Annotated in this window: 17 protein-coding genes; 2 read left to right on the forward strand and 15 right to left on the reverse strand. The window is 44.3% G+C overall.

Annotated features, from left to right (window positions below):
* Positions 1 to 113: 113 nt before the first annotated feature.
* The 6 genes from JOC33_RS10010 to JOC33_RS10035 all read right to left on the reverse strand — a co-directional run bounded on the left by JOC33_RS10010 (position 114) and on the right by JOC33_RS10035 (position 5,240).
* Positions 114 to 1,718: an ABC transporter permease gene (locus tag JOC33_RS10010; RefSeq protein ID WP_205092338.1), complete on the reverse strand. Its 1,605-nt coding sequence runs from the start codon at positions 1,716 to 1,718 to the stop codon at positions 114 to 116.
* Positions 1,718 to 2,617, reverse strand: a complete 900-nt coding sequence (locus tag JOC33_RS10015; protein ID WP_205092339.1) for an ABC transporter ATP-binding protein — start codon at positions 2,615 to 2,617, stop codon at positions 1,718 to 1,720. Before JOC33_RS10015 ends, JOC33_RS10010 begins: the two co-directional genes overlap by 1 nt.
* A gap of 2 nt (positions 2,618 to 2,619) precedes the next feature.
* Positions 2,620 to 3,207 (reverse strand): TetR/AcrR family transcriptional regulator, encoded by a 588-nt coding sequence (locus JOC33_RS10020; RefSeq protein ID WP_239534078.1) that lies wholly within the window; start codon positions 3,205 to 3,207, stop codon positions 2,620 to 2,622.
* Between the two features lie 23 nt (positions 3,208 to 3,230).
* The gene (locus JOC33_RS10025; RefSeq protein WP_205092340.1) at positions 3,231 to 3,440 is read right to left on the reverse strand and encodes a hypothetical protein; all 210 of its coding nucleotides are present in this window, start codon (positions 3,438 to 3,440) and stop codon (positions 3,231 to 3,233) included.
* 39 nt (positions 3,441 to 3,479) lie between these two features.
* Positions 3,480 to 4,547 (reverse strand): branched-chain amino acid aminotransferase, encoded by a 1,068-nt coding sequence (locus JOC33_RS10030; protein WP_205092341.1) that lies wholly within the window; start codon positions 4,545 to 4,547, stop codon positions 3,480 to 3,482.
* A 153-nt stretch (positions 4,548 to 4,700) separates the two neighbouring features.
* Entirely contained in the window at positions 4,701 to 5,240 is a 540-nt protein-coding gene (locus tag JOC33_RS10035) for a helix-turn-helix domain-containing protein (protein WP_205092342.1), read from the reverse strand.
* A 312-nt stretch (positions 5,241 to 5,552) separates the two neighbouring features.
* On the opposite strand from JOC33_RS10035, the gene JOC33_RS10040 reads away from it, so the two are divergent.
* Positions 5,553 to 6,308, forward strand: coding sequence for a GTP cyclohydrolase II (locus JOC33_RS10040; RefSeq protein ID WP_205092343.1), 756 nt, complete (start codon positions 5,553 to 5,555; stop codon positions 6,306 to 6,308).
* Between the two features lie 81 nt (positions 6,309 to 6,389).
* Here the strand turns inward: JOC33_RS10040 and nagA are convergent, their stop codons facing one another.
* Entirely contained in the window at positions 6,390 to 7,568 is a 1,179-nt protein-coding gene (nagA, locus tag JOC33_RS10045; protein ID WP_239534079.1) for an N-acetylglucosamine-6-phosphate deacetylase, read from the reverse strand.
* Between the two features lie 693 nt (positions 7,569 to 8,261).
* On the opposite strand from nagA, the gene guaC reads away from it, so the two are divergent.
* Positions 8,262 to 9,245: a GMP reductase gene (gene guaC, locus JOC33_RS10050; RefSeq protein ID WP_205092345.1), complete on the forward strand. Its 984-nt coding sequence runs from the start codon at positions 8,262 to 8,264 to the stop codon at positions 9,243 to 9,245.
* 94 nt (positions 9,246 to 9,339) lie between these two features.
* On the opposite strand, the gene JOC33_RS10055 is transcribed toward guaC, so the two are convergent.
* The 8 genes from JOC33_RS10055 to JOC33_RS10090 all read right to left on the reverse strand — a co-directional run bounded on the left by JOC33_RS10055 (position 9,340) and on the right by JOC33_RS10090 (position 19,294).
* Positions 9,340 to 10,542, reverse strand: a complete 1,203-nt coding sequence (locus JOC33_RS10055) for a sn-glycerol-1-phosphate dehydrogenase (protein ID WP_338054497.1) — start codon at positions 10,540 to 10,542, stop codon at positions 9,340 to 9,342.
* Between the two features lie 3 nt (positions 10,543 to 10,545).
* Positions 10,546 to 11,529: a glycoside hydrolase family 43 protein gene (locus JOC33_RS10060; RefSeq protein ID WP_205092346.1), complete on the reverse strand. Its 984-nt coding sequence runs from the start codon at positions 11,527 to 11,529 to the stop codon at positions 10,546 to 10,548.
* A 132-nt stretch (positions 11,530 to 11,661) separates the two neighbouring features.
* Positions 11,662 to 12,801 (reverse strand): GntR family transcriptional regulator, encoded by a 1,140-nt coding sequence (locus JOC33_RS10065; protein ID WP_205092347.1) that lies wholly within the window; start codon positions 12,799 to 12,801, stop codon positions 11,662 to 11,664.
* A 96-nt stretch (positions 12,802 to 12,897) separates the two neighbouring features.
* A complete protein-coding gene (araA, locus tag JOC33_RS10070; RefSeq protein WP_205092348.1) occupies positions 12,898 to 14,391 on the reverse strand; it encodes an L-arabinose isomerase in 1,494 nt (497 codons plus the stop codon).
* A gap of 29 nt (positions 14,392 to 14,420) precedes the next feature.
* Positions 14,421 to 16,112 (reverse strand): ribulokinase, encoded by a 1,692-nt coding sequence (locus JOC33_RS10075; RefSeq protein ID WP_205092349.1) that lies wholly within the window; start codon positions 16,110 to 16,112, stop codon positions 14,421 to 14,423.
* 21 nt (positions 16,113 to 16,133) lie between these two features.
* Complete coding sequence (gene araD, locus JOC33_RS10080; RefSeq protein ID WP_205092350.1) at positions 16,134 to 16,823, reverse strand: L-ribulose-5-phosphate 4-epimerase; 690 nt, start codon at positions 16,821 to 16,823, stop codon at positions 16,134 to 16,136.
* 315 nt (positions 16,824 to 17,138) lie between these two features.
* Complete coding sequence (locus tag JOC33_RS10085) at positions 17,139 to 17,852, reverse strand: HAD family hydrolase (RefSeq protein WP_205092351.1); 714 nt, start codon at positions 17,850 to 17,852, stop codon at positions 17,139 to 17,141.
* Between the two features lie 101 nt (positions 17,853 to 17,953).
* Positions 17,954 to 19,294, reverse strand: a complete 1,341-nt coding sequence (locus tag JOC33_RS10090) for an ABC transporter substrate-binding protein (RefSeq protein ID WP_205092352.1) — start codon at positions 19,292 to 19,294, stop codon at positions 17,954 to 17,956.
* Positions 19,295 to 19,334 lie beyond the last annotated feature (40 nt).

The raw sequence follows: 19,334 nt of genomic DNA on the forward strand, positions 1-19,334 counted from the left end.
AAACTATTATACCCCTATTTAATAAAACATCAATACCTTTTTTGCAAATATGTTATTTTCTGGTTCTCCTGGGGTGCTCTTTATTTTCCCATTATCTGGTTCTCACGGGGTGATCAGCCGTGGATGTCTCGTTTGTTATATCCGATGAAGCCAATGGTAGTTACTACGACTGCTATTGCCGTAAGGGCAGCTAGCACTGGCCAGGAAACATCTTCGACAGGCATATCTGGGATATGGCCGAATGGAGTCAGTTTTTCCACCCATTCTTCAAACTGGAACAAACTGCCCAGATAAACAACGATGAAAGAATAGATGAGATACAGCCAGGCAAGACCGGATAAACGCGGAGCCCAACCGATGATTAGCACGCAGACACTGAGCATCACCCACATCGCTGGCAAATAAACCACGGCGGAATTGTAGAAGGTGCTGAAACTAAGGCCGTCTTCCATAACGGAAATTCCAGCGCCTCCAAGTCCGATGGCGGAAAGGGAAACCATCAGGAAGCTGAAGAAAACGGCTAACACTAAATAGCTTCCTAAAAGACGATTCCGGGAAATTGCCCGGCCAAGCACATGCTCCGTCCGCCCCTTATTTTCTTCCCCTTTAAGCTTCAACACCGCCATCATTGGGAAGATCGTGCTGATCATGGCTAGTACAGCCATCAGCATGGTTAAAAATTGCTCCGTCATGGATACGCCTTTAACTTGAGCAAGCATTTCCTGCATGATTTCGATTTCCGAGAAATAGGATTCTAAATCTCCGAGAACTGATCCATAGGATGCCCCAAGCACCAGCATGCCGACCGCCCATGAAATAAGCGCCGTACGCTGAAGTCTGAAAGGCAATCCTATCCGGCTAAGCAGAAGCGGGGATGCCTTCTTCCGACCCGGTTTGGAAGGTAAGAAACCAGCCTCTACATCACGGATACTATTCAAATAAAAGGTAAGACCGATCAGGACTACTCCGGCTCCAAATGTGAGCAGGACCGGTCCCCATATATTATTGACAAACGTTTCTGTACGGACAATCCAGCCAAACGGAGAAGTCCAGGATAATGCTTCACTGCTGACATCTCCAATCGCGCGAGTCATGTAGGCGATAAGCAGGACCGCCATCGACCAGCCGATGGCACTGCGAGCAGTCTCACACAACTGTGCAAAAACAGCAGTCAATCCGGCAAAAAAGATCCCTGTTGCACTAAGGGACAGACCGTATAAAAACGACCCTTCCACTCCGATACTGTCTACACCCATCGCAATCAGTCCTAATGCAGTCAGCAGCCCTAACAGCACATTCGCTCCGGAAATTACCGTTATGGCTGCAGTCACATTGGAAAGCTTACCTGAGGGAAGTGCCCGGACGAGCTCCACCCGGCCATCCTCTTCTTCCGCCCGGGTATGCCTCGTGATGAGCAATATATTCATTATGCCGACAACCACTGCTGTAAACAGCAGCATTTGGTGGGCAAGCATGGCACCGATTGTATAATTTTCTATTCCATAGGCAGGTCCAACCATAGCCGTCATGGCTGGATTCATCATCGTATCTGCCATTGACTGACGTTTGGGCTGGGAAGAATATAACGTTGCGAATGCATTAACAACCAGAAGTGTTGCACCGATCAAGGCTAACAGCCAGATTGGCAGTCTCACCCGGTCCTGACGGAGCACCAGCCTGGACAGCAGTCCTGTATTGGCATACAAATGTCTAATCATCAGACGACACCTCCCGCTCCTGTTCCTTCATAATGGCGCATGAACAAGTCTTCCAATGTCGGCGGTGCACTTTCTATTTTTACGACCCCGAAGCTGCTGATATAGGCAATGACCTCATCCAATTTTTCCGAATCGACTTGAAATACGTAGGCACCTTCTTTTTCTTCAACGTTATGGACTCCATCATGCCCAGTAAGGTCTGGCATAGGTTCTTTCGTTTCCACATTTAAAGTAGTCCGGGTCAAATGCCGCATTTCCGCTAACGAGCCTGTTTCAATGATTTTTCCTTCACGGATGATCGCCACCCTGTCACAAAGCCGCTCCACTTCCGATAAAATATGACTCGATAGGAGCACGCTTTTCCCTTCCTGTTTTACTTCCATGACACATTCCTGGAAAACGCGCTCCATTAATGGATCCAGCCCTGATGTCGGTTCATCGAGGATATACAGGTCAGCATCCGATGAGAAAGCAGCAATCAACGCGACTTTCTGCCTGTTCCCTTTTGAATAGGAACGGCATTTTTTGGAGGGATCAAATTGGAACTTGTGAATCAATTCCTCCCGCTTCTTTGTCCGGCTGCCCCCGCGCATCTTCACAAACAAGTCGATGACCTCACCGCCTGTCAGATTCGGCCAAAGGTTAACGTCCCCAGGGACATAAGCGATTCGCTTATGAAGCTCCACTGCATCATGCCAGACGTCTTTGCCAAAAATTTGCGCATCCCCTTTAGTAGCCTTCAAGATGCCTAAGAGAATCCGGAGCGTCGTCGATTTACCGGCACCATTCGGTCCTATAAAGCCGAATACTTCCCCTTTCCTGACCTCAATATCGACCCCATTCAGCGCCTTCACTTTTCCATAATGTTTCGTCAGATTGGATGTTCTTAATACAGTCATGCTCAATCCCTCCCCTGGGCATAAAACGTTTTTTTCAAAATCTCCAAATACTCGTGGAACTCCTCCCAAATCGGATCCAAGTCAATAGTGGCGAAATTCTGATCTTTTAAACGTGCTTTCATTTCATTCTGGTACCCATCCATCGACCAGCGAATGAGGTTGAATGCTTTTTTCACATCAATATCATCTCGGAACAAGGAGTAATCAATATTTTCATAAATAAGCTCATAGCCCAAGCGCTGAATTTGCGCAAGTCTTTCTTTGAATTTGTCCGGGATTTCTTTTTCATCAAACAGCATGAACGCACCGACGAATCGAAACAAATTAGGATGAGCAAGAAAAGTTTCCATCTTTATCTTCGCTGCCTTGTTCAACCTTTCGATAAAATCCCCTTCATCTGCATCAATACGCTGAAAGTATTCATCAATAACAACATCAAGGCTGTGGTCAATCAGGTAATAGAACAAACCCTGTTTGTTTTTAAAATAATAAAACAGCATCCCTTTCCCGATCCCCGCTTCCTTGACAATCGCATTCGTTGACGCCTGCTCGAAACCATTCTCGGCGAATTCACGAAACGCCGCATTCAATATTTTCTGCTTTTTTTCTTCTTCTAGATTTTCAAATTTCTTCGTGATGGCAGCTCACCCTTTCTCCATGGAACAAGCATTAGACCACCCTGGTCGATTTCATTATATTCCAATCGACCAATGTGGTCAACACCAATTTTTACAAATTTTATCACCCCGCGAGAAACATTTTTTACCACCCCAGGAGAAACAGATATTGGAAACTTACGTCCGTACACAGTCATTCTGGCCATTAAAAAAGACCCCTGAAATAAGGGGTCTGTGCACTAAATTTATTTTACTTCTACGGTCCAGCCGTTGGTATCTTCCAGCTTACCTGTCTGGATGCCGGTGATTGTATCGTACAGCTTCTGGGATAGTTCTCCGATCTCATGGTTGTTGATGACCATCTTTTTCCCGAGCCAATTCAGCTCACCCACCGGTGAAATGACTGCTGCAGTCCCTGTGCCGAAAGCTTCCTCAAGACTGCCTTCTTCGTAAAACTGATATAGCTCTTCGATGGAAATCTGGCGTTCGGTGACTGTTACGCCCCATTTTTCCAGCAGCTCAATAACAGACATCCGCGTTATTCCTTGCAGGATACTCCCGGACAAGGACGGGGTCACAACTTCGCCGTTGATTTTGAAAAAAATGTTCATGCTGCCGACTTCCTCAATGAATCTTTTTTCGATGCCATCCAGCCAGAGCACATCCGCATTTCCTTGTTCATAGGCTTTTGCCTGTGCCTGATAAGCCGAGGAATAATTTCCGGCTGTTTTTGCCATTCCTGTTCCACCTTTGACGGCACGGGTGTATTTATCTTCGACATTAATTTTGACAGGGGTAAGACCACCGGAAAAATAAGAGCCGACAGGAGACAGAATAATCATCAACTTATATGTAGCGGACGGTGCTACAGACAGATTCGGTTCTGTTGAAATGATGAACGGACGGATATACAAGGAAGTTCCTGGAGTGGACGGAACCCAGTCTTTTTCCAGTCGGATCAATTCTTTCAGATATTCCATCACTTCCTCTTCATCAATCGGCGGGATGCTCAAACGGTCGCTCGACCTGTTCAGACGCTCCAAATTTTTCTCCGGGCGGAACAAAAGAATCCGATCATCCGCACGATAAGCTTTCAATCCTTCAAAAACCGTCTGGCCGTAATGGAAAATCATTGCCGCAGGATCAAGTGTCAAGGGTTCGTATGGCACAATTCTCGGCTCATGCCATCCTGTTCCTTTTTCATAATCCATGACAAACATGTGATCTGTAAACGTCCGGCCGAATGGAATCTGATCCGTGTCGGGCTTTGGCTGCTGGTGGGTGCTTTTTTCAATCGTTAACTGGTTGCTCATAATCATGACTCCTTCTTTGCTAGATAATGTATGTGGGGTAAAAAAAACCGACCCTCCAAGTAGAGGGCAGGAAAGATTATTACTCATTGTACGCTTTTTTTCTGACAATTTAAAGCTTTCGCAACTGAAAAATTATATCTTCTCTCTCGTACTTTATAAAACATCATTCAGCTCTGTTTCCGTATAAATGGATATCAACACAAGCGCTTTATCTTCTCCGACATTTTTGACGTAATGAGGGACACTCGCATTCCAGCTGAACGAGTCGCCTTCCTCTACAATTACCGAGTCCTCTCCCTGCTCAGCAAGAACCTTTCCTTGCAGCACCAGATGACACTCTTCCCCTTCATGAGCGTGGGGTTCACCAATCGATGCTTCGGGTGGAAATTCTACGATCATCATTCTCAACCCGCCTTTGGAAGTGAGATGGGCCACCTTGAGCTGATCCATGGAGGAAATGACTCTTTCCTTCTTTTTCACGACGCGCATATGCTGCTTCTTTTCTAATAACAAGTACGGCAAAGGCACCCCCAAAAATTCAGCAATCGTGCCGAGTGTATTGATCGATGGGGATGTATTATTGTTTTCGACGTTGCTGATAAACCCTTTCGAGAGTCCTGTTCCCTCAGACATTTGGGCAATCGTCAGCTTTTTTCTGTTTCGGATCGCGCGTATTTTCATACCGATTTCCATTTCCTTCACCCTTTGTAGTTTTCTTATAGAAAATATATATCTATATTACCAAATAAAACGTTGACAGACTAGCTCCTAATTTACTCTATAGATAATTAATATTCATATTATGAAACTATATTTGTTGTGTGCGGAATGGAAATAAATGTTTCTCCTGGGGTGTTGAGATATACAGATGGAAATAAATGTTTCTCGCGGGGAGTTTGAGTTGGCACCCCGAGAGAACCAGAAAATCCCAGATGATCGGGTTCGCTGATTTTCGTTTAAATGTTCAAAATAAGTGTACAAGTAAAATAAGGAAGGGGAATTTTAATGATAAAGACTGGTATTGACGCAAACGCCTTTGCGGTATTAAAGGAAAAAATCCAATTAATTGAAACGGATGAAAGTGCGATTTACCTGGTCGGACCGATTCGTCTGCCTGTCCAGCTGTTTGATGAAACAGTGGTTTTCCAATGGTATTGCTGGCTGAATTGCGAGGAAGTTACCGAGGATTATGAACGGATCATAGAAAAATTATCAGCCGCTAATTTAGCGGAATTTCAGCAATCAAGTGTCCTGGTATATGGCGATTTTGAAAATAGTGAGGACGCATTGATCCGCATGCATTCGATTTGCCATACGGGAGATATTTTCGGAAGCAAACGTTGTGACTGTGGTTATCAATTGAAGCAGTCGATGAAAATGATCATGGAACACGGATCAGGTGCTTTATTTTATCTGGCAAATCATGAAGGACGCGGTATTGGCTTGTTCAGTAAGGCTATGGCCTATGTACTGCAGGAAAACGGCTATGACACCGTGGATGCCAACGAAAGTCTCGGGTTTGTCGATGACGCACGCGACTATAGTGATGCGATTCGTGTCCTGAAAAGACTGCGCACAAACCCGGTGACTCTGTTGACGAATAATCCTAAGAAACTCACCGCTTTAGAAGAATCAGGATTAGCCGTATCTGGCAGAAAGTCACTTTGGGGAGATATTTCCAATTATAACGCCAATTACCTTCAAACTAAGATTGATCGTTCCGGGCATTTGAAAGAGGATACGACTTGTCCGAATGATTGAACCGAGGGGATTGGGCATTTTAAAAATTCAACCAGAGAAAAACCCGAACATAAATTTGTTCGGGTTTTCTGTCTCCGAAAGTTACTTCACAGTCAGGGAATCAGCATGGCTTTTATAAACAACATCACCTTCAACCATCGTCCACACAACCTGGAAATTTTCATCTAATAGCACTAAATCAGCATCGCATCCAGCAGCAACCCTGCCTTTTTCCGTCATTCCGAGAATATCTGCCGGAGTCTGTGTCGCCATTTGGATAGCATCATGCAGCGGAATACCCGCGTCGACTGCATTTTTCAGCGCTTCATTCATTGTCACGGTGCTTGAAGCTAGCGTTCCATCGGCTAATGTCGCTACTCCGTTCTTGACCTGAACCTGATGGCCGCCGAACGTGTAAGTGCCGTCCCCAAGCCCCATCGCCTGGAGAGCATCTGTGATCAACACCGTCTTATCTGCTCCTTTTTCGCGGTGGATCAATCGGACCATCGCCGGATGAAGATGGATATTGTCAACAATTGCCTGTACGCTTACCTTTTCTTGTTCAAAAGCGGCCATGACAAGTCCTGGATCACGATGATGCATCGGCCTCATTCCATTACAGCAATGGGTCACATGGGTGGCCCCTTCGTGGAAAGCTTCTAACGCCTGTTCATAGGTAGCGTCAGAATGAGCTATTGCCGGGATAATCTCCCTTGTTTTCAGAAAATGAATCATCTCTATACCACCTGGAAGTTCTGGCGCTAGCGTCACCATTCGGATCAGCCCTTCCGCTTCGTTAAGAATCGTTTCCATTTCTTCTAAATCCGGATGACGGAGGTGCCCTTCCTTCTGCATCCCTTTTCGTTTCACATTTAAATACGGCCCTTCAATATGCATCCCCGCAATGCGTGCGCCTGGTTCTCTTCCTTGTGAGTGCTTAACTTTGTTAACCATCGTAAGCAAGTCCTGTAACGAGGAAGACACGGAGGTCGCAAGAAAGGATGTACACCCCGTCCGGGCGCACGCTTTCGAAACGGCACCTACGCTTTCAGTTTTCCCATCCATCATGTCGTATCCATCTGCACCATGGATATGGACATCGATCATTCCTGGAATCAGCAACTGGCCATTTCCGTCGATTTTGCTGTCCACGCTTGGCCACTGTGACATTTCTTCCCTTGGCTGCACACTTATAATACGCTTATTATGTATGGAAACGAGTGCATCCTTAGGCACATCACCAAAGAACACTTTTACATTATGTATGATTGTTGATGACAACAGTATAAACCCCATTTCTATTAACACTATTTATGGATAACATTTTCGATAAAGTTTTATATTTTCCTGCAAATTTTCACTTTCACATGAAAACGCACCCGAATTTCCCCTTAAATTGTTAATTCACCCGAAAGAAAGTGTCTATTAACCACTAATTTTCGCAAAGGGGTATTAAATAGACTACATTCTTGTTACGCTGATTATAGTCGCATTATTATAAGATAGTAAATTGCTTCGGTAAGAGTTATCTTATAAATTTAAAATGTGACACTGAGGCTATATTTAATGAAATTCAGAGTCGTAAGTAATATGGAAAAAGGGTGTCAGGTGGTTTTCTGTTCTAACAACCAGGAACGCATCTTCTCGACTCGTCAAAAAGCCCAACAGTTTCTCCAGCACATTAAATCGACAAATCTATTTCCCGATAACTATACTCTACAAATCGAATCCATTACATCTATAAACAAACAAATTTTTGCAGGTAAAGTAGAAAAGAACCCTAGGGCGCATGCCTAGGGTTTTTTTTCTATCTTATTTTAATTTCAGTTAGCATGATATCAATTCAATACGCTCTTTTATTATAAACGCCTAACATAAATCACTTTGACAAAGCCAAGCAAATACGGTAAATTACCTATGTACGAACATTAATATTTAAACCTAATAAATCATTCGTATTTAGGAGTGTAAAACATGGATAATGTGTTTGATTATGAAGATATTCAACTGATTCCTGCAAAATGTGTCGTTAACAGTCGGTCAGAATGCGATACCAAAGTCAAGCTTGGAGGGTATACCTTTAAGCTTCCTGTCGTCCCGGCCAACATGCAGACGATCATTGATGAAAATATCGCTACCTCCCTGGCTGAAAAAGGTTATTTCTATATCATGCATCGATTCGAGCCAGAAACACGAGCTGCCTTTATTAAAAAAATGCATGAGCGTGGTTTCATCGCTTCGATCAGTGTCGGGGTCAAGCCTGAAGAATATGATTTCGTGCGTCAGCTGGCAGATGAGAACCTGACTCCCGAATTCATTACGATCGACATTGCCCACGGCCATTCGAATTCTGTCATCGAAATGATCCGCTACATCAAAGAAAACTTGCCGGACAGCTTCGTCATCGCCGGTAATGTCGGTACACCGGAAGCCGTTCGGGAGCTGGAGCATGCCGGCGCTGACGCAACGAAAGTCGGCATCGGGCCAGGCAAGGTATGCATCACCAAAATCAAAACTGGTTTTGGAACCGGCGGCTGGCAGCTGGCTGCCCTGCGCTGGTGCGCGAAAGCAGCAACCAAACCGATTATTGCAGATGGCGGAATCCGTACCCACGGCGATATCGCAAAATCCATCCGCTTCGGTGCAACCATGGTCATGATCGGCTCTCTATTTGCCGGCCATGAGGAATCTCCAGGGGAAACCGTTGAGAAAGATGGCAAACTTTATAAAGAATACTTTGGCTCAGCCTCTGAATTCCAAAAAGGGGAAAAGAAAAACGTCGAAGGCAAGAGAATGTACGTGGAGCACAAAGGCTCCCTGGATGAAACCCTGCTCGAAATGGAACAGGATCTCCAGTCAGCCATTTCCTATGCAGGCGGAAATAAGCTCGACGCCATCCGGACTGTCGATTATGTCGTAGTAAAGAATTCCATTTTCAATGGTGATAAAGTTTATTAAACAGGAACACAGAAACCTTCCAACCGGAGAGTTTCTGTGTTTTTTGATTTCAGCAGCCTCGCCTCTATTAGATATTATAAATTCTTCGCTTAAATCAATGGAATACCCCTGTTGCATAATACATTTCAATAGGAGACACATCATTGTTATTTAATAGCTTCAGACCGGTATATCGTTCGCGGAGTGTATGCGCCTCATAGAGAGATTTGGTCAGCAGCTCATCTGATATACCCAGCTCTTTAGCTGTTACAGGGCCATTAACCGACCGAAGCCACTTCTGCAGCTGTTCTTGTTCAGGCAATGTTGCATAAATATTCCGCACCTGCTCCCAATGTTCCATTTCCGTCAAACCATGTTTCCCATCAGCCATTTGCCGGTAAATAGACGACATGATTATCGTAGCTACGCCAACTTTCGCTCCGTGGAGCAAAGCAGCCTTACCTCGGCGAAGATACTCCATTTCCCAGTAATGGGAAAGATGGTGTTCTGCTCCGGAAGCAGGTTTCGAGTGGCCGAGCATTACCATCACAATTCCAGAGGTTATTAAGGCTTCCATCAAAATTTTAATGCCGTTCAGATCAGAACGACTGATTGCTTCTATATTTTCCACACAGCCTTCTAAGGCCTCTTTTGTGACTTCAGCAGCGTGTGAACAGTAAGGTTCGTTCCCGAGCAAATTGGATATTTTCCAATCTGCAAGCGAAGTAAATTTTCCAAGCATATCCCCCAGTCCCGCTGCTGTCATACTCTGTTGAGCTTGAAGGAGGACATCAAGATCGGCAAAAACAGCTATGGGACATACTGTCTGAATCGTTTGCTTAAACCCTCTTATGATTAACGGGGCACCGGCAGAAGTAAAACCATCGACGGAAGCGGCTGTTGGTACGGAAATCATCGGCAGCTTACGCTGATAGCAGACAAACCTGGTGATGTCATGGAGCGTCCCTGCTCCTACTGCAAGGATGGCGTCTGTTTCCTCCGGAGTTTCTAATAATACCTGGACCAAAGACCTCTCATCCGCTGCAACTTCTCCCCGATCATTCGGCTTCACGCAGCAGACATATGTGTTGAATCCAGCTTCTTCGAGCAGATTGTTCACGTGTTTCCCCGCTGCAAGATACGTGTTGGCATCACATACCACCGTTATCGCCCGATAGTTTTTTGCTTCAAGATAGCCAGGGACTAGTTCCAGTACGTTCTGATCAAGTTCAATGACTTCGATCGGTATATCTTTATGCTGGTGGCCGCAGTGACAATTTTTCATTTTTTCCCTGATGGAGGCCAGTAAATGATTCACCCGTCACCTCTCCTTTCCTTCTGTATGGAACATTTTCCTGCTATCAGGAACAGGAGCTCCGAAGTCTGGAAAACCTGCTTCATCCCAGCCAAACACTTGCGCTCTCGTATGCCTGTTAGGGTCATATAAAGGATCTTCATCGATTTCTTTATAATTTCTCGCATGATAAATAAGCACATCCTGCTTACCGTCTTCTGAAATAGTAAAGCTGTTGTGGCCGGGGCCGTACTGGCCCGCCGCCTCATCCGTCCGAAAAACAGGATCAGGATGTTTCACCCATGCTCCCGGGTCTAACAGGTGATTATCTTCCGATGTATGTAACAACCCCATGCAATAATTATGGTCGGTAGCACTGGCAGAATAAGTGATGAATATTCTTCCATTCCGTTTAATGACAGCTGGACCCTCATTCACCAGAAATCCGATTTTCTCCCATTCGTATGCCGGGGCGGCGATCATCACCTGCTCGCCTGTCAGTGTCCATGGATTTGCCATAGCCGACAGATACAAATTAGAATTTCCTGGGATATCCGGGTCTTTTTGCGGCCACACCAGGTATCTCGTGCCATTATGTTCAAAAGTTGTCGCATCCAATGCGAAAGATTCCCACTTGGTTCTGATCTGCCCTTTTTCCTCCCAATCGCCTTCTAAAGGATTTTCAGAAGTGTTTTCAAGCACATACATCCGGTGGTCAAATAATCCATCTTTCGTTTCAGTAGTTCTTGCTGCAGCAAAATAGATATACCACTTCCCCCCGATATAATGAATTTCCGGCGCCCAGATGTTAGCGCTTAGGGGGCCGGCATATTTTCTCCAAGCGGTGATAGGAGTTGCTTCCCTGAGCCCTTCAATCGTCTTTGACCTTCGTAGTTCAATCAGGTCATAGGCCGGTACAGATGCTGTAAAATAATAATATCCATCCGTATGCTTATATACCCAGGGGTCTGCCCGCTGCTCTACAATTGGATTATTATACTGATTAATCATGGTTATCCTCCCTTTAAAAATATTACTTTTTCATATTTTGGAGAATCCGTACAACAGGAGACTGGAAACGCAGCTTAGCGGTCCATTAGAGAGGACGATAAAGGTGCGAAAAAACTTAGCAAAGGCTTCCACTCAAACCTTTGCTTTTCCAATCATTTTTTCCTGTGTGACGATTTCTTTGGTAGATTGATTGATGACAACCTCCGGCTCATAGATGACTGATTCACTTTTCGCCCAATTGTTTTTAGGAGATAGAGGCCTCCCATCAATCAAATTCACGATCATCTTCGCTGCATCTTCTCCCATCGCATACTTTGGATGGGTTACCGTAGTTAATTTCACCTCGGAAACCTGTGTTAAAAAGGAATCATCAAAACCAATTACGGAAATGTCATTTGGGACGTGTAAGTTCTTTTGACGAAACACGTCCAGCAGTCTGATCGCCAGCTCATCATTGTAACAAACAACTGCGCTGAAAGTCCGATGGAAAGAAATGATGCTTTCTAATTTTTTCACAGGGGTGCTCGCTTTTTCCTCAGAATCATAGGTAATAATGAAATTAGGATCAACTGGAATTCCATAATTCCGATGGGCTTTGATATACCCTTTCATACGTTTGACACCTTGCACATCATCGGTCTTAAAGAAGCCCAGAATTTGCTGGTGACCGTGTTCAATCAGATGCTCTGTTTGCAGATAACCGCCTTTTTCATCATCTACAATCAAGCTTGGAGGTTCCAGCTCATTATAGAAGGCGTTTATCATAATGTAAGGAATGTTCAAACGTTCCAGATTAAAGTAGTATTTCAAATTGGGATTGGAAAAAGCACTTTTCGTAGGTTCAATAATGACCCCATCCACCTTCTGAGTCAGAATATTTTCCAGAATTCTCCTTTCACTTTCCACACTATTATTAGTGCTGTAAACACTTACCTGGTAATCGTGCTGGCTTAAATAATATTCCGCCCCGCGGATGATCGACGGAAAAATGTAGTCAGAAAGATACGTCGTGATAATCGCGATTTTTTTCTCGTGGTTACGAAGGGAGCTGTGAACCTTGGTACGTTCCGCACAAAAAGTACCTGCCCCTTGCTCCCGGTATAACCATCCTTCTTCCACTAAGCTGCCAATCGCAAGACGGATGGTATGCCGGCTTACGCCAAAAATTTTCATTAATTCGTTTTCTGAACTGATTTTCTGATGTGGGGTATAAGTACCATTTACTATTTTCGATTTTAGTGTCTGTTTTACCCTATTATATTTCGTTTGCAATCAATCAACCCGCTTCCCGGTTTTAATAGACATATCAGCAAATAGAAAGCTAGGTTATCCCTGGACCTTTCAGTCTTAAGGGATAACCTCTGAGAGCTAACTATTTAATTTAAATGCAATATCATTCCATTTCAGCTCATTTTGGAAGGGAATGCTTTTTGTTTCCTCATTGATCATCACACATTCGATACCTGCCATGACAGACCAGTCATATAACTGCTCTGGCGTGACCTGGAAGGAGAAAACGGTATGGTGAGCGCCTCCCGCATGGATCCATGCTTCCGCAGATTCGCTTAAAGAAGGCTTCGGTTTCCATAAAACTTTTGCTACGGGTAAATTCGGCATCTCAACAGATGGTTTTACCGCCTCTACTTCATTGATCACAAGCCGGAAACGATCGCCTAAATCTACCAGACTTGCATTGATAGCCTCCCCTTCATCACCATCAAAAACCATCCTCGCCGGATCTTCCTTCCCCCCCATAGACAACGGATGAACTTTAATTTCAGGTCGTGTCGCCGCAACGGTAGGACAGATTTCCAGCATATGGGACCCGAGAACAAGTTCATTTTCCGGATCCAAGTGGTAGGTGTAATCCTCCATGAAAGAAGTCCTTCGATTTCTGGCCATTATTTTTACCATGCGCAGCAAGGCAGCTGTCTTCCAATCGCCCTCCCCGCCAAAGCCATATCCTTGCTCCATCAGCCTTTGGACAGCCAGCCCTGGCAATTGTGTCATGCCGTGCAGGTCCTCAAAGGTGGTGGTAAATGCAGAAAAGTTCCCTTCCGTTAAAAAATCTTTCATCCCTAATTCAATCCTGGCCTGATTTTGGATGGAGCGACGAATTTCCGGTGTACGATGGGCTTCATCACTTATCGTGTAATGGTCGTTGTACTCTTCATAAAGGCGGCTGACTTCACCATCGGAAACTGCCTCTATATGTTCTACAAGATCCCCTACCCCATATCCATAGACAGACCAGCCAAACTTTATTTGTGCTTCAACTTTATCGCCTTCCGTAACAGCAACATCCCGCATATTGTCGCCAAAACGGGCAACTTTTAAATTTTTTCCGCTTGTGAAAGCTGCTGCTGTATCCATCCAATTAGAAATCTTAGTGTTGACTGTAGGATCCTGCCAATGGCCAACCACGACTTTTCGGGCTATATTCATTCTCGCTCCAATAAATCCGTATTCACGGTCTCCGTGAGCCGATTGGTTTAAATTCATAAAATCCATGTCGATGCTTTCCCATGGGATGTCACGGTTGAATTGTGTATGAAGATGAAGGAGAGGTTTTTTATTTTCCGAAAGCCCGGGAATCCACATTTTTGCCGGAGAAAAGGTATGCATCCAGGTAATGATGCCAGCGCAATGTTCATTGGAATTAGCTTCGATGCATAACCTTCTTATGGCATCTGAAGTTGTCAAAACTGGTTTTAATACGACCTTAAACGGGAGGTCCTCCTGTTCCTTCCATGTTTCTACAATTTCCCGCGAATGCTCCTCCACTTGCCGGATTGCCTCATCTCCATATAAATGCTGGCTTCCTGTCACAAACCAAAATTCAAAATCCTGCGTTTTTAACATGCAATGTTCCCCCTATCCCTAAATAATGATTAATAAAGGCTTGTAAAGACTTCTTGTTTATTTTCCTTTATCGTCTTCAGCCGTTTCATTACATCGTTCTCTCCTCGGCCGAAGTAGTCATGTAACTTCGTATATTCTTGATAGAGTTTGTCATAGATTGCCACGTTTTCCTGAATAGGTCTGTACGTTTCTTCTCTTACATGCCCCATCTGCTTTGCCGCTGCTGTAATCGAATCGTACCCGCCTTTTTCACTACCTGCGGCAACGGCTCCGAACATAGCTGCCCCAAGAGCAGGAGTTTGCTTGGAAGCTGCTACTTTGATTTCACGGTTTGTTACATCGGCATAGATTTGCATAAGCAGTTTATTTTTTTGCGGCAATCCTCCACATGCGTATAATTCATCGACGGAAACACCGTTTTGATGAAAGGATTCTACGATTTTCCTGGTGCCAAAAGCAGTCGCTTCCAGCAACGCACGATAAACTTCTTCCGGCTTAGTCTGCAGAGTATACCCCAACATCATGCCGGCCAGGTCCGTATCGACCAGGACAGAACGATTCCCGTTCCACCAATCCAATGCGAGCAACCCTGACTCTCCCGGCCTTAGGGCTGTCGCTTTTCTTTCCAGCCATTCATGGATATGTAATCCCTCTCTGTCTGCCTCCTCTTTCACATAGGCAGGGACAGAACGATCGACGAACCAGGCAAAGATATCTCCCACGGCTGATTGTCCTGCTTCATAACCAAGGTAGCCAGGGATGATACCGTCCTCAACCACTCCGCACATTCCTTCTACTGTTTTTTCTTCTGTTCCTAACAGCATGTGGCAGATCGACGTCCCCATTGCCATCACCAACTTTCCTGGTGTCACCACGCCCACTCCAGGAACTGCAGCATGGGCATCAACATTTCCTACAGCAACGGCAATTCCCGGATTCAAGCCCATAAGCCCAGCCATTTTTTCTGTAAGCTCCCCGGCTTTAGTTCCAATGGGAGCGATCTCTCCCCGAAGCTTGGTATCTGTCAGGTTTTCGAGTCTCGGATCAAGTGCTTTGAAAAATTCCCTGGAAGGATATCCGTTCGTTTTATGCCATAAGGCCTTATATCCCGCGGTACAGCTGTTTTTTCTCACATTACCGGTCATTTGCATGACGACCCAGTCTGTTGCTTCCAGAAATTGATCGGTCCTTTCATAGATTTCCGAGTCTTCGTTTAATACCTGCCATATTTTTGCGATCATCCATTCAGACGAAATTTTGCCCCCGTACCTCGCAAGAAAATCCTCCCCTCTCTTTTCGGCAATTTCATTTAATAGATTTGCCTCCTTCTGAGCGGCATGATGCTTCCACAATTTCAGCCAGCTATGGGGCCGTTCCTTTAACTCTTCTTTTAAACAAAGCGGGGTTCCGGTTTCATCCACTGGAAGCATTGTACAGGCGGTAAAATCAATACCAATACCGATGACATCCTCTTTATGGACCCCCCCTTGTGCTAGCACTTCCGGCACCGAAACCTTCAATACTTCTATATAGTCCAGCGGGTGCTGCAATGCCCATTCGGCTCCTAATTCCACTTGCGATCCTGGCAGCTTTTCATCAATCACTCCGTGGCTATATTCAGTTACATGATCGGCAACCTCTGCCCCATCTGTTAGATCTATCAGTACAGCACGGCCGGATTCTGTTCCGTAATCGACTCCAATTGCATATTTTGTCGCCATTCACCTATCTCCTTTCATTCTTTATTTCTGGCCATAGTAAGCGTTTACACCATGCTTGCGCAAAAAGTGACGATCCAATAAGGTCCTGTCCATCGGTACGGCATATGGATCTAATTGAAGTGTCCGTGATGCCATTTTTGCCACTTCTTCTAATACAACCGCATTGTATACGGCGTTGGCTGGATCTTTTCCCCAGACAAAGGGTGCGTGAGAATCGACAAGGACCCCCGGAACCTGTGCAGGATCTAACGATTGAAAACGTTCAACAATGACATTACCTGTTTCCAATTCATATGCCCCATTGATTTCCTTTTCCGTCATTTTACGTGTACAAGGAATTTCTCCATAAAAATAATCCGCATGGGTTGTGCCATAAGCCGGAATCGCTTTTCCAGCCTGTGCCCAGCTGGTCGCCCACGGAGAATGGGTGTGGACAACACCGCCGATGTATTTAAATGCTTTATAGAGAATCAGGTGCGTAGGCGTATCAGAAGAAGGCTTTAATTTCCCTTCTATCACTTTTCCATCCAGATCAACCACTACCATATCCTCGCTTTTCATATCTGTGTAGTCTACTCCACTTGGTTTGATAACGACCAACCCTTGCTCGCGGTCAATTCCACTGACATTTCCCCATGTAAGCGTAATCAATCCATGTTGAGGAAGTGCTAGATTTGCTTTTAAAACGGACTCTTTCAAACTTTCCAGCATCTCATCATCTCCCTTCAATCAACTTATATAACTATTATATACTTGTACGTACATAATTTCATTATTTTTAATTAAAATTAGTACGTATTTTATTTGTTATTTATAGATATATTGTATGCACACAGTACGACAACAGCTTAGCTTCCCTGCCAATAGCTCTCATTCCTATAAACTATTATATGTAAAAATAAGTAATAACAACTGTTCTACGGACGAGGTAATCCCTTTTTCCCCAGTTGAAAGTTTTCCTGCCAAAATACCATAACTTATACGTATATTTAGTGATTTATTAGAGTTATTGAATTGCAATAGTTTTTATGGAATCAACTGGTAAAGTTCTTTATAGTTGCGAACGATGGCATAGGGTTTATGTTTTGTTTCTGGTAATTTGTTACGGTGGTTCATCCATATAGTTTTCCAGCCAGCTTCGATAGAAGGTACAACATCATTCCCCCACGCATCCCCAATATAATAGCAAGTACCGGCTTTCTTGCCTGTCTTCTCGTTTACGTACTTAAAAATCTTTGCGTCCGGTTTTGCATAGCCTGTTCCGTCTGAAATAAAAACCCACTCTCTGGAAATTAATTTATCCAGGCCAAGTCTGTTGATTTTTTTCCATTGATGATCGATAGGTCCATTGGTTATAATCCCGATTTCGTGTCCGTTTTCTCTTATGTTTTCCAGGCATTCCGTTACCCCATCAAATAATTCAATCGCGCTTTGATTGTTCCCATACTCGTTTTGAATGAAAGCAGCTTCTTTTTCACCCAAATCAAATGAAAAATCCCCTAGCGCCATGGTCAGCCTTTTGATGCGAAGTTGCTTGAGGGTAATTTCTCCAGCTTTATATATAGGCCAAAGCATGTCACTATAACGTCTTACTTCTTTAAAAATATTATTTACCGTCCGATCAGTTAATGAGCCGAACTGTTTTAGTAAAGCGTCGCGGAAAGGCTGTAATTGATCATACAATGTATCATCAAGGTCAAAGAAGTAAGCTTTCTCTCCAGTACGACTTATTGGATTCATGTTCCTTCATCCCCTTTTGAACCATCTTCACCTTATCGTTCACCTTAGCTGACTATATTTCATTTCAAAAAGGCAAGGCGCAAAAGCACCTTGCCTCATGCTTACTTCATGCTGCTCTTAATCGTTTCTTGTGCCTGCTTCAGTGCTTCCTCAGGAGTCTGGGTTTGCTGTCGGATGACACTGTTGAATACATTTGTATTAATTTCCGTCGCTACATCCGGGGTATACTGCGTGATATTTACCGCATTGATTTCATCTTTGACATCTAGCAAGGTATCGAATATATTGTCGCCGAAATACTGGTAATATTTATTGTCTTCCTTGATTGCTTCACTATCCCAAACATCCCAGCGAGGAGGGTCAAAGCCTAGTACTTTCCATAATTGGATATTAGCTTCTTTGGTAAGCTTGGCGAACGCTAAGAATTCCTTTGCTAGTTCAGGATGTTCTGTCTGATTCGTCACAACCGTTCCTGTTCCACCCATACCAGCCGAACGATTTCCGCCTTCTTCCCAGGCAGGCATTGGACGGATGGCCATTTTACCTTTCAAATCAGGCATATAGTCAAGGAATCGTCCCATATACCACATTGGCATGGTAATAGCTGCAGCCCCACCATCATTCATAAATGCATAGAACTCTTCGGCATGTTTCTCTCCGCCTGGTGTCAGCTCGGCAATTTTACTTTTGTACACCTGGTCCTGCAAGAATTGCAGCGTTTTCACATTTGTCTCGTTGTAAACCGTCAATTCCCCTTCTTTATTGAAAAAATCAGATCCCTGCTGGGAAATCATCGACCAAAGATTGATATAATCTCCTGTATCAACAGTGGTCATGACCGCGTCTGTATTTTCGACTACTTTTTTACCGGCTTCATTGAAATCTTCCCATGTTTTAATAGAATCGATATCTACACCTGCTTTTTCCATGATTTCTGTGTTGTAATACATGACAGAGGCGCCAACATGGGTAGGCATACCGTAGTAGTTTCCTTCTTTCGCATAAATTTCAAAGCGAGAACTGACAAACTTATCTTTGACTGGCTCTACATGCTCATTCATTGGAAGCATTTGCGGCTCCCCTTGCAGATAGTTCGGGAAACGACTGATTTCAATGTCCGCAATATCAGGCGCCCCTGTCCCGGATTGAAGTGCCAGCAACAGGTTGTTATGCATTTGATCATAAGGATACGTTTCTGCAACTAACTTGATCGGTCTGTCTGGATATTTCTTGTTCCAACGCTCGACAGCATCTTTGAAAAAGTCCATGTGCAGTTCAACAAATGTCCAATACTTCAGTTCTGTCGCATTTTCTTCATCAGACCCAATCACTTGTGACTCGGATGCTTCTCCTTCTCCTGAACCCGAAGCTCCGCCACTACAAGCCATCAACAGTGTTGATAGGATTCCAAATACTAAAATTAGTAAACTCGACTTTTTCATTGTTCTCCCCCTTTATGATTTTAGAAGTAAAAACCTATCG

Origin of the sequence: Thalassobacillus pellis (assembly GCF_016908295.1) — a bacterium.
GTDB classification, from domain to species: Bacteria; Bacillota; Bacilli; order Bacillales; family Halobacillaceae; genus Thalassobacillus; species Thalassobacillus pellis.

Bases quoted from the DNA above. Each gene is read 5' to 3' on its own strand.
- JOC33_RS10010 (WP_205092338.1), bottom strand. From the start codon at position 1,718: ATGATTAGACATTTGTATGCCAATACAGGACTGCTGTCCAGGCTGGTG.
- JOC33_RS10015 (WP_205092339.1), bottom strand. From the start codon at position 2,617: ATGACTGTATTAAGAACATCCAATCTGACGAAACATTATGGAAAAGTG.
- JOC33_RS10025 (WP_205092340.1), bottom strand. From the start codon at position 3,440: ATGGCCAGAATGACTGTGTACGGACGTAAGTTTCCAATATCTGTTTCT.
- JOC33_RS10030 (WP_205092341.1), bottom strand. From the start codon at position 4,547: ATGAGCAACCAGTTAACGATTGAAAAAAGCACCCACCAGCAGCCAAAG.
- JOC33_RS10035 (WP_205092342.1), bottom strand. From the start codon at position 5,240: ATGGAAATCGGTATGAAAATACGCGCGATCCGAAACAGAAAAAAGCTG.
- JOC33_RS10040 (WP_205092343.1), top strand. From the start codon at position 5,553: ATGATAAAGACTGGTATTGACGCAAACGCCTTTGCGGTATTAAAGGAA.
- guaC (WP_205092345.1), top strand. From the start codon at position 8,262: ATGGATAATGTGTTTGATTATGAAGATATTCAACTGATTCCTGCAAAA.
- JOC33_RS10060 (WP_205092346.1), bottom strand. From the start codon at position 11,529: ATGATTAATCAGTATAATAATCCAATTGTAGAGCAGCGGGCAGACCCC.
- araA (WP_205092348.1), bottom strand. From the start codon at position 14,391: ATGTTAAAAACGCAGGATTTTGAATTTTGGTTTGTGACAGGAAGCCAG.
- JOC33_RS10075 (WP_205092349.1), bottom strand. From the start codon at position 16,112: ATGGCGACAAAATATGCAATTGGAGTCGATTACGGAACAGAATCCGGC.
- araD (WP_205092350.1), bottom strand. From the start codon at position 16,823: ATGCTGGAAAGTTTGAAAGAGTCCGTTTTAAAAGCAAATCTAGCACTT.
- JOC33_RS10085 (WP_205092351.1), bottom strand. From the start codon at position 17,852: ATGAATCCAATAAGTCGTACTGGAGAGAAAGCTTACTTCTTTGACCTT.
- JOC33_RS10090 (WP_205092352.1), bottom strand. From the start codon at position 19,294: ATGAAAAAGTCGAGTTTACTAATTTTAGTATTTGGAATCCTATCAACA.